We start from the raw sequence: 9,622 nt of genomic DNA on the forward strand, positions 1-9,622 counted from the left end.
CGTCCTCGTCTTCGCCGCCGTCGCCCCGCTCGCCCACCTCGGCCCGGCCGCCCTCGTCCTGTGCTGTCTCGCCTTCAGCTTCGGCGCGGAGGCGCTGATCAGCCGCAACTACTGGCTCGGCAGCGTCTGCGTGACCCCGATGGCCCTGCTCATCACCGAGTTCACCGGCTACCAGGACCCCGGCGACCTGGTCACCGAGCGGATCGTGGACACGCTCGTCGGCGCGTTGGTCGGCCTCGTCGCCGCCGCCGCGGTCACCAACCGCCGCGCGGGCATCCGCCTCGGCCACGCCCTCGCCGCCGCCGAGCGGGCCCGCGAGCGCGCCGCCCGGCTGCTCGCCGAACCGCACCCCGCGCCCGGCGCCCTGGAGGCCGCCCGCCGCACGCTCGCCGCCGCACTGGTCGAGCTGCGTGCCACGGCCGACGCCGCGTCCGGCGAATGGTGGCAGCGCACCCCGCCCGAGGACCGGGTGGAGCGCGCCGAGCAGGCCGGACACCGTACGCTCGCCGAGACGGTACGCCGCCGGGGACTCGTCCTGGACCGGCGAGCGGACGGTCCGGCGGCGAACGATCCGACGTCGGACGGCCCGGTGGCGCACCGCGCGACAGCGGACGACAGCACGGAGGATCTACGGCCATGACGGGGACGAACGGGCGGCCGGGTGCGGGAGCGAGCGGTGAGGCCGTGCGGGCCGACACCGTGGGCGCCGTCGTACGGCAGTGGCGGGCCGTCCGCCCGGACCTCGACACCGGACCCATGGAGATCATCGGCCGGGTCAACCGCTGCGCCGCCCTCCTCCAGCAGGCCGAGGACGCCCCGTTGCGCCGGGCGGGGCTCAGCCGCCCCGAGTTCGACCTGCTCGGCGCGCTGCGCCGCACCGGCCACGAGCTGACACCCGGCGAACTGGCCCGGGAGACCTTCTCCTCGGGTGCCGCCGTCACCAAACGGCTCAAGCAGCTCACCGAGCGCGGCCTGGTCGAGCGGCGCGGCGACGTGCGTGACCGCCGCGTCGCCCACGTCCGCCTCACCGACGCCGGTCGGGAGCTGGTCGACGGTCTGCTGCCCGATCAGCTGGCCTACGAGAGCGCCGTGCTGTCCGGACTCGGCGCCGCCGAGCAGGGCGAACTCGCCGGCCTGCTCGGCGATCTGCTCACTCAGCTGGAGGGCCGGCTGGGCGGGCTGCGGAGCTGAGCCCCGCCCGGCGTGCGGCTCAGAGCACGTCGTGGGCGGTGCGCCGGTAGGTGGAGCGGCGCTCGTCGATCTCCGTCCACCGGTCGCCGTAGATGGTCCGGGTGACGCGGGGCTCGCGGACGAAGTCGTGCGGGAAGCCCAGGGGTACGGCGCTCACCTCGTCGAGCCTGGCGACGGCGTCCGCGTCGAGCCGGACGTCCACGGCGCCCAGGTTGTCGGCGAGCTGGCTCTCCTTGGTGGCGGCGACGATCGGCACCACGTTGCCGGGCCGGCCCAGCAGCCAGGCCAGCGCCACCTGCGCCGGGCTCCAGCCGCCCTGCTCGGCGATCTCCACCACGGCCTTGACGACGGCCTCCTCGCGCGGGTCGGCGCTGCCGCCCGCCGGGCCGAGCCGGCCCGGCTCGCCCCGCAGGTACTTGCCGGTGAGCTTCCCGGCCGCCAGCGGTGCCCACGCCAGCACAACCTGGTCGAAGGCCCGGGCCTGGGGGAGCAGTTCACGCTCCGGGGTGCGCTCCAGCAGGTTGTAGCGCAGCTGGGAGCCCGCGAACGCCGTCCAGCCGCGCAGCTCGGCGAGCGTGCAGGCCTGGGCGATCTCCCACGCCGCCCAGTCCGAGACGCCGAGGTACAGCACCTTTCCGGCCCGTACGAGGTCGTCCAGGGCCCGCATCACCTCCTCGATGGGGGTGAAGTTGTCCCGGGCGTGCACCCACAGCACGTCCAGCCGGTCGGTGCGCAGCCGCTCCAGGCTCGCTTCCACCGACCGCACCAGGTTCTTGCGGTGGTTCCCGGCGGCGTTGACATCGCCGTCGCGGGTTCCGCACGTGTACTTGCTGGCCAGCACGAACTCGTCGCGCCGCCCCTCCAGCAGCTGGCCCAGGATCCGCTCCGAGGAGCCGCCGGCGTAGATGTTCGCGGTGTCGACGAAGTTGCCGCCGGCGTCCGCGTAGGCGTCGAGGATCCGCGCGCTGGTGTCCTTGTCGGAGCCGTGGTCCAGGCCGTCGCCCATGACCATGGCACCGAGGCTCAGCTCGCTCACCCGCAGACCGGTTCTGCCGAACAGTGTGTACCGCACGTCGCTTTTCCCTCTCAGCAGTTCGTGCGGTCGACGCTAGGAGGTGGAGCGCACTCCAAGGCAAGTCCCGGCGGGGGACACGTCATCTCTCGCCGGAGGCCCGGTACACCCCGAACATCGCCCCCTGCGGGTCCCGCAGCACCGCGATCCGCCGGCCCTCGGGTACCGAGGTGGGCGTCATGAGGACGGTGCCGTGCGCCGCGGTCGCCGTCGCGGCGGCGTCGTCGACGTCCTCGACGGCGAAGTACGGCAGCCAGTGCGGGGGCACCTCGTGCGGGAACTTGTCGTCCATCGTGATCATGCCGCCGAAGTCGGCGTCGTCGACACCGAACTGCGGGTACTGCTCCGAGGGGCGCACCGTCCAGCCGAAGACCGTGGTGTAGAAGTGCTCCGCGCGCGTGGGGTCCCGGGTCAGCAGCTCCACCCAGCCGAGCGCGCCCGGCGCGTCGAACACCCCGGCGCCGGCGAACTCGCGCGCCTGCCACAGCTGGAAGGCGGCCCCGCCGGGGTCGAAGGCCACGACGAAACGGCCCAGGTCGAACACGTCCATGGGCCCCAGCGCGACCTTTCCGCCCGCCTCCTCGACCAGCCGGGCGGTGGCGTCCGCGTCGGCCACGGCGAACGACACGTTCCAGGCCACCGGCTGCATCTCCTGATACAGCGGGGCGAGTGCCGCGACCGGCGCGTCGCCGAGGTGGGCGACGGAGTAGCCGCCCGCCTCCTGGCGCGGATCCGTCTCGGGCCGCCAGCCGAACAGCCGCGTGTAGAACCGCTGGGCCGCCTCCAGGTCGCTGGTCCCCAGTTCCGCCCAGCAGGGCCCACCGGTCACCGGCGCGTCGGGCTTCATGGCGTTCCTTCCGCAGGAGGGCAGGGCGCGGGGACGCCGGGGCGTCCCTGCCAGCACGCTAGCCCCGGCCCTGCCCGACGGCCATCCGAGCCGGGGCTCAGCCGTTCGGGACGCCGCCGCCCTCGGTGACGGGGACCGTGTCCGCGGCCCGCGGAACCGTCACACGGACCGGCTCGCCGATGTCCGACAGGGCCAGGGTCACCGTCACGCGCGTACCGGACATGTTCACGCTCATACGGGCCCGCACAGCCGACCGCGGTCGTCGACCCGGGCGTCGGCGAAGACCGGAAGGTCGCTGGGTCCGGGCGAGGGCTCGGCCACTGCGGCACCGCCTCGCGCCCGGACCTCATGTCCGTGCCACACCACAGCGCGGTCCAGGAAGTCAGATCCCCGGCCGGTACCGGAGAGGATGGTCCGCCGGGATCTCCACCAGCACGATCGGCACCCCGTCCGGATCGGCGGTCCACATCTCGACCAGGCCCCACGGTTCCCGCACCGGCGGCCGGACGATCTCCACCCCGGCGGCGCGCAGCTCGTCGTGGGCCGCGTGGACGTCGGCGACCTGCAGCCAGAGGCGTACGGCGGGGGAGGGCGGGGTGTCGGAGCGGCCGGAGAGCTCCAGGAAGCCGCCGCCGAGGAAGTAGACGGTGCCCCGTTCCGGACCGGTGCCGAACTCCCGGTAGACGGCGAGACCCAGCCGCTCGCCGTAGAAGGTCCGGGACCGCTCGGGGTCGGTGGGGCGCAGCAGGATCCGGCTGCCGAGTACATGCACCATGCACGGGAGCCTAGGGCCTGTCCGGCGATCCCGCCCTCCGCTCGGGCCGCGGGGCAGGCGGGAATCGCCGGACAGGCACCAGCGGCGGGGTTACCCTCGTCCGAGCCCGAGCCGCGCCGAGAATCGGAGAGCCACCGCATGGAGACCGCGACCACCGGACTGACCTTCCGCGACGCCACGGAAGCCGACGTGGACACGTTGGTGGCGCTGATCGAGTCGGCGTACCGCGGGGACGCCAGCCGGGCCGGGTGGACCACCGAGGCGGACATCCTCGAAGGGCAGCGGACCGATCCGGAGGGTGTGCTGGAGGTCGTCAAGTCGCCCGACAACCGGCTGCTGACCGTGGAGCGGGACGGCACCGTGGTCGCCTGCTGCCAGCTCGAACACCGCGGCGAGTACGCCTACTTCGGCATGTTCGCCGTCAGCCCGGCGCTCCAGGGGGGCGGCCTGGGCAAGGCGGTGATCGCGGAGGCGGAGCGGCAGGCCCGGGAGACCTGGGGCGTGCGGGAGATGCACATGACCGTGATCTCCGTACGCGAGGATCTGATCGCCTGGTACGAGCGGCGCGGCTACCGCCGTACGGGAGAGATGTCGCCCTTCCCGTACGGCGACGAGCGCTTCGGCATCCCGCAGCGGCCGGATCTTCAGTTCGAGCTGCTGGTCAAGCCGCTGGTGTGAGCCGCCTGGCCGCGCCGCGCGGGCGTGCTCACGCGGTGAAGCGGCCGGTGCGTTTGATGTCCGGGTAGTCGGTGGTCGCGCCGTCCAGCTCCAGGGCCCGGACCAGCCGCAGGTGCTTCTGCGAGTTCACCACCCAGCCGATGATGCCGAGGTCGGCCCGGCGTGCGTGCTCGACGACCTCCAGGGTGAGCCGGCGGATGTCGAGGCAGACCGTGCGGGCGCCGGCCTGCACGGCGCGCTCCACGATGTCGGTGCCGTAGCGGCTCGCGATCAGCGCGGTGCGCACGCCGGGCAGCAGCCGGGCCGTCTCCGCGACGGCCTCGTCGTGGAACGACGACACCTCGATCCGTCCGGTCAGCTCCCGCCGCCGGATCACCTCCACCAGCGCCCGGGCCGCCGCCACATCCTTGATCTCCGCCTGGATCGGCGTGTTCACCGTGTCCAGGACCTCTTCGAAGACCGGGATCCGCTCGCCGTCGCCCGCGTCGAGGGCGCGCAGTTCGGCGAGCGTCATCTCGGCGATGGGACCGCTGCCGTCGGTCGTGCGGTCCACCTCGGCGTCGTGCATGACGACCAGGGCGCCGTCCTTGCTGAGATGCAGATCGAGTTCGATGACGTCGAGGCCGGCCTGTTCGGCGGCGACGAAGGAACGAAGAGTGTTCTCGGGCTGGACGCCCATGACTCCGCGATGACCGATGGTGAGGAAGTTCAAGGTTCCCTCGCTTCCTGTCGACGGACAGGCTCGCCAGCCTAGTGCGGACGCGGCCGCAGAGCGCCGGACGTGCGAGGCACAGTCCGGAGCGGCTGCCTCCAACGTGATGGACAGGAAAAAGTTCGGTGGCGATGGCGGTGCGCAGGATAATTTCCCGCTCCTCCTCTTGCTGGGAGAAACCGCATATGCGTACGGTGTCGTTACGCAAGGTTCTCCAGCGGAGGATGGGACATGACGGAAATTCTTGTGCAGGTGGGTGCGGAGGGGCAGGTTCCTCCGGTGGCCAGGGTCGTGGAGCACCCGGCATGGCCCGTGCTCAAGGATGCCGTGGAGCGGATCCGGCCATGGCAGTCCAAGGACGGATCGATCGACTTCGAGGCCGACGGCGCCCCCGAGCGCGCCCGGGCCGAGGCCGCCGTCCGTGAGGTCGCCGAGGCCGTCGAGACGCTCTCCCCGCTGCTCCCGTACGACGCCGCCTACCACGCGGCCCTGGTGAAGGACCTGCGCCGCTGGGCGGACGAGGGCTTCCAGGTGCCGGACTTCCTGGACTCGCTGCTGGCCTTCCAGCCCGCCGCCAACCGCGCGGACGGCCTCCAGCACCTGGTCGTCTTCCCGATGTACACGCAGAACGGCAACCCCGACCGCAACCTCGAGGCGGTCGTGCTGCGCATGGTGTGGCCGCAGTGGCTGGCCGAACTGGAGCGCACCCGCTACGACAACCCGTTGTTCTGCGGCATCAAGTTCGAGGACTTCACGGCCGGCTACGACACCAACTCCGCCGTGCTCTTCCCCGAGACCATCGCCGTGCGCGAGGCCCCGGAGCGGTTCACCTGGGGCGGCATCTTCTGCGACCGCGAGGCCGCCCGCTTCCGCCGGGTCACCGCCGCCGCCGTCGACCTCCTCGGCCTGGAGCTGCCCGAGGACATCGCCGCGATGGTCCACGACCAGAAGCGCTGCGAGGAGGCCTTCGTCCTGTGGGACATGGTCCACGACCGCACCCACAGCCACGGCGACCTGCCGTTCGACCCGTTCATGATCAAGCAGCGCCAGCCGTTCTGGATGTACGGCCTGGAGGAGCTGCGCTGTGACCTCACCGCCTTCAAGGAGGCCGTGAAACTGGAGGCCGACGGCGTCCCGCAGGCCCGTGACGTGCAGTACGCGGTCCTCTTCGACCGGATGTTCCGCTTCCCGGTCACCGGCGAGCGGGTGCGCAACTACGACGGTCTCGGCGGCCAGCTGCTCTTCGCCTACCTGCACAAGCACGATGTCGTCCGCTGGACCGACAACAAGCTGTCCATCGACTGGAAGCGTGCCCCCGAGGTCACCAACCAGCTGTGCGCGGAGATCGAGAAGCTGTACCGCGACGGCATCGACCGCCCGAAGCTGGTGCACTGGTTCGCCGGCTACGAGCTGGTCTCCACCTACCTCGCCCCGCACCCGGGCTCGAAGTGGGCCAAGGGTCCGGACGCCCTGGACCTGACCCAGCCGCCGCGCAAGCTCGTCGACGACGTGCTTCCGGACGAGTTTCCGCTGAGCATGTTCTATGAGGCGCTGTCCAAGAAGCTGCGCAACGTGATCGCGTCGACTCGCGGCATCACGGCGGACAGCGTCGAGCGGATCGCCGCGTGAGCAACGGGAGTGACGTGAGCGACCGCCGTACCGAGAACGCTGCTCAGGAGGCGAAGAACATGGGGAACGGGGCTCTCAGCGGTGCGGTGATCGCGGTCGCCGGTGCGGGCGGACCCGCGGGGCGGGCGACGTTGCTGCGGCTGGCCGAGGCCGGCGCCACGGTCGTCGGCGCCGACAACGACCCGGAGCGGCTCGCCGAGGCCGTGGACGCGGCCCGGTACGCCTCCGGCGGCGCGACGGTCACCGGGGAGACGGTCGACCTGCTCAACCTGGAGGCCACCCGCGACTGGGCCACGCGCACCGAGAAGGAGTTCGGCCGCGTCGACGGCCTCGTGCACCTCGTCGGCGGCTGGCGCGGCAGCGAGACCTTCACCAAGACCAACCTCGACGACTGGGACCTGCTGGAGCTGCTGCTCATCCGCACGGTGCAGCACACCTCGCTCGCCTTCCACGAGGCGATCCAGCGCAGCGACCGCGGCCGCTACGTCCTGATCAGCGCCGCCGGCGCCAGCAAGCCCACCGCGGGCAACGCCGCCTACTCCGCCGCCAAGGCCGCCGCCGAGGCGTGGACGCTGGCCATGGGCGACTACTTCCGCAAGGCCGGGGGCGAGCAGGGGCCGACCTCGGCGGCTGCGATCCTGGTGGTGAAGGCGTTGGTGCACGACGCGATGCGCGCCGAGCGGCCCAACGCGAAGTTCGCGGGCTTCACGGACGTCAAGGATCTCGCCGACGCGATCGCCGGCGTCTGGGACAAGCCCGCCGCGGAAGTGAACGGAAACCGTCTGTGGCTGACCGAGAAGCCGTGAACCCCCCGAAGACCGACGCGCGTCGCCATCACGACCCGGAGGTCCGCGGTTTCGCCAGTGACAACTACGCCGGGGCCCACCCGGAGGTGCTCGCCGCCCTGGCCCTGGCCAACGGCGGGCACCAGGTCGCGTACGGCGAGGACGCCTACACCGAGAACCTCCAGCGGATCATCCGCAGCCACTTCGGGGCGAGCGCCGAGGCGTTCCCGGTCTTCAACGGCACCGGCGCCAACGTCGTCGCGCTCCAGGCGGTCACCGACCGCTGGGGTGCGGTGATCTGCGCGGAGAGCGCCCACATCAACGTGGACGAGGGCGGTGCCCCCGAGCGCATGGGCGGCCTGAAACTGCTCACCGTGCCCACCCCGGACGGCAAGCTCACGCCGGAGCTGATCGACCGGCAGGCGTGGGGCTGGGAGGACGAGCACCGGGCGATGCCGCAGGTGGTGTCCATCACCCAGAGCACGGAGCTGGGCACCCTCTACACGCCCGACGAGATCCGCGCCATCTGCGAGCACGCCCACGCGCACGGCATGAAGGTGCACCTGGACGGCTCCCGGATAGCCAACGCCGCGGCCTCGCTGGACGTGCCGATGCGCACGTTCACCAACGCGGTCGGCGTCGACATCCTCTCCCTGGGCGGTACGAAGAACGGCGCGCTGTTCGGCGAGGCGGTCGTCGTCCTCAACCAGGACGCCGTGCGGAGGATGAAGCATCTGCGCAAGCTGTCCATGCAGCTGGCCTCCAAGATGCGGTTCGTCTCGGTGCAGCTGGAGGCGCTGCTCGCCAAGGACCTGTGGCTGCGCAACGCCCGCCACGCCAACGAGATGGCCCAGCGGCTCGCCGAGGGCGTCCGGGCGGTGCACGGCGTGGAGATCCTGTACCCGGTGCAGGCCAACGGTGTCTTCGCCAAGCTCCCGCACGACGTGAGCGAGCGCCTGCAGAAGCGGTTCCGCTTCTACTTCTGGGACGAGGGGGCCGGCGTGGTCCGCTGGATGTGCGCCTTCGACACCACCGAGGAGGACGTGGACGCGTTCCTCGCGGCGCTCAAGGAGGAGATGGCGCGCTGACCGCCTCTCACAGTATGCATAGGTATGCGATCACCTGAAAAGTCATTGACCGTCGGGTGATCGCATACCTATGCTCTGCGGGCATGCAGCTGATCCAGAGCACCCCCGACCTGTCGGCGTATCTGGCCGCCGACGAGGTCATCGACCATCACCATCCCCTCGTCCGGGAGACGGCGGCACACCTCGCCGAAAACGTCGACGACTCGTATGACTATGCACGAGCGGCCTTCGAGTTCGTGCGCGACGCGATCCCGCACTCCGCCGACACCGGCGACCCCCGGGTGACCTGGCGTGCCTCAGACGTCATCGCGCAGCGGACCGGCATCTGCTACGCCAAGGCCCACGCGCTGGCCGCGCTGCTGCGCGCCGAGGACATCCCCGCGGCTCTGTGCTACCAGAAGTTCGAGGCGGTCCACGGGCTGGTGGCGGTCCGGTTCAAGGGTGCCTGGCACCGGCTGGATCCGCGCGGCGGGAAGCCGGGCGCCGGCGCCCGGTTCTCCCTCGCCGGCGAGGGCCTGGCCTTCACGGCCGACCCGGACTCCGGTGAGCTGGACTATCCGACCCTGTATGCCGAACCCCACCCGCTGGTCGTGCGGGCCCTGAAGGCCGCCCCGGACCGGGCCCACCTCTCACGGACGCTGCCGACCGCCCTCTGAGGCAGGTGATCGTCTGCTCCCCGTCGGCGCTCACCCCGGTGCACCGCAGGCCGGCCGCGGTCGGCGGCCTCCCCGCCCCGCGTGCACCGGTCCGCCCCTGAGGCGCAGCCGGGCCCGGAGTCACCGGGCCGGGCCCTGCCACGGCGGCGGCGTCGGGCGAACCGCGCCGGGCGCGAAGAGGGGCGCGCC

Annotated in this window: 12 protein-coding genes; 7 read left to right on the plus strand and 5 right to left on the minus strand. The window is 71.9% G+C overall.

Going from position 1 to position 9,622, the window contains the following annotated elements; translation table 11 throughout:
- A partial coding sequence (locus tag CCN42_RS36535; protein ID WP_143662148.1) for an FUSC family protein occupies positions 1–640 on the plus strand: 640 nt, incomplete at its 5' end.
- Positions 637–1,191 (plus strand): MarR family winged helix-turn-helix transcriptional regulator, encoded by a 555-nt coding sequence (locus CCN42_RS36540; RefSeq protein ID WP_086173736.1) that lies wholly within the window; start codon positions 637–639, stop codon positions 1,189–1,191. The genes CCN42_RS36535 and CCN42_RS36540, both read left to right, overlap by 4 nt.
- 19 nt (positions 1,192–1,210) lie before the next feature.
- On the opposite strand, the gene CCN42_RS36545 is transcribed toward CCN42_RS36540, so the two are convergent.
- The 4 genes from CCN42_RS36545 to CCN42_RS36555 form a co-directional block, all read right to left on the minus strand.
- Entirely contained in the window at positions 1,211–2,263 is a 1,053-nt protein-coding gene (locus CCN42_RS36545) for an aldo/keto reductase (RefSeq protein WP_086741621.1), read from the minus strand.
- A gap of 82 nt (positions 2,264–2,345) precedes the next feature.
- A complete protein-coding gene (locus CCN42_RS36550) occupies positions 2,346–3,110 on the minus strand; it encodes a VOC family protein (protein WP_086741622.1) in 765 nt (254 codons plus the stop codon).
- Positions 3,111–3,207: 97 nt separating this feature from the next.
- Positions 3,208–3,333: a hypothetical protein gene (locus CCN42_RS45795; RefSeq protein WP_281259561.1), complete on the minus strand. Its 126-nt coding sequence runs from the start codon at positions 3,331–3,333 to the stop codon at positions 3,208–3,210.
- Positions 3,334–3,492: 159 nt separating this feature from the next.
- Entirely contained in the window at positions 3,493–3,885 is a 393-nt protein-coding gene (locus CCN42_RS36555; protein ID WP_086741623.1) for a VOC family protein, read from the minus strand.
- A gap of 138 nt (positions 3,886–4,023) precedes the next feature.
- Here CCN42_RS36555 and CCN42_RS36560 point away from each other — a divergent pair, with 138 nt between their 5' ends.
- Positions 4,024–4,563: a GNAT family N-acetyltransferase gene (locus tag CCN42_RS36560; protein WP_086741624.1), complete on the plus strand. Its 540-nt coding sequence runs from the start codon at positions 4,024–4,026 to the stop codon at positions 4,561–4,563.
- A 28-nt stretch (positions 4,564–4,591) separates the two neighbouring features.
- Here CCN42_RS36560 and CCN42_RS36565 read toward each other — a convergent pair whose 3' ends face one another.
- Positions 4,592–5,275 (minus strand): glycerophosphodiester phosphodiesterase, encoded by a 684-nt coding sequence (locus CCN42_RS36565; RefSeq protein ID WP_086741625.1) that lies wholly within the window; start codon positions 5,273–5,275, stop codon positions 4,592–4,594.
- A 231-nt stretch (positions 5,276–5,506) separates the two neighbouring features.
- Here CCN42_RS36565 and CCN42_RS36570 point away from each other — a divergent pair, with 231 nt between their 5' ends.
- From CCN42_RS36570 to CCN42_RS36585, 4 genes are all read left to right on the plus strand, one after another.
- Positions 5,507–6,904, plus strand: a complete 1,398-nt coding sequence (locus CCN42_RS36570; RefSeq protein WP_086741626.1) for a DUF6421 family protein — start codon at positions 5,507–5,509, stop codon at positions 6,902–6,904.
- Positions 6,905–6,963: 59 nt separating this feature from the next.
- Positions 6,964–7,710, plus strand: coding sequence for an SDR family NAD(P)-dependent oxidoreductase (locus tag CCN42_RS36575; protein WP_086741627.1), 747 nt, complete (start codon positions 6,964–6,966; stop codon positions 7,708–7,710).
- The gene (locus CCN42_RS36580) at positions 7,707–8,777 is read left to right on the plus strand and encodes a threonine aldolase family protein (RefSeq protein WP_086173316.1); all 1,071 of its coding nucleotides are present in this window, start codon (positions 7,707–7,709) and stop codon (positions 8,775–8,777) included. The genes CCN42_RS36575 and CCN42_RS36580 overlap by 4 nt, the downstream gene beginning before the upstream one ends.
- An 83-nt stretch (positions 8,778–8,860) precedes the next feature.
- Positions 8,861–9,433: a transglutaminase domain-containing protein gene (locus CCN42_RS36585; RefSeq protein WP_086741628.1), complete on the plus strand. Its 573-nt coding sequence runs from the start codon at positions 8,861–8,863 to the stop codon at positions 9,431–9,433.
- Positions 9,434–9,622 lie beyond the last annotated feature (189 nt).

Origin of the sequence: Streptomyces glaucescens, assembly GCF_002154375.1 — a bacterium.
In the GTDB taxonomy this organism is placed as follows: domain Bacteria; phylum Actinomycetota; class Actinomycetes; order Streptomycetales; family Streptomycetaceae; genus Streptomyces; species Streptomyces glaucescens.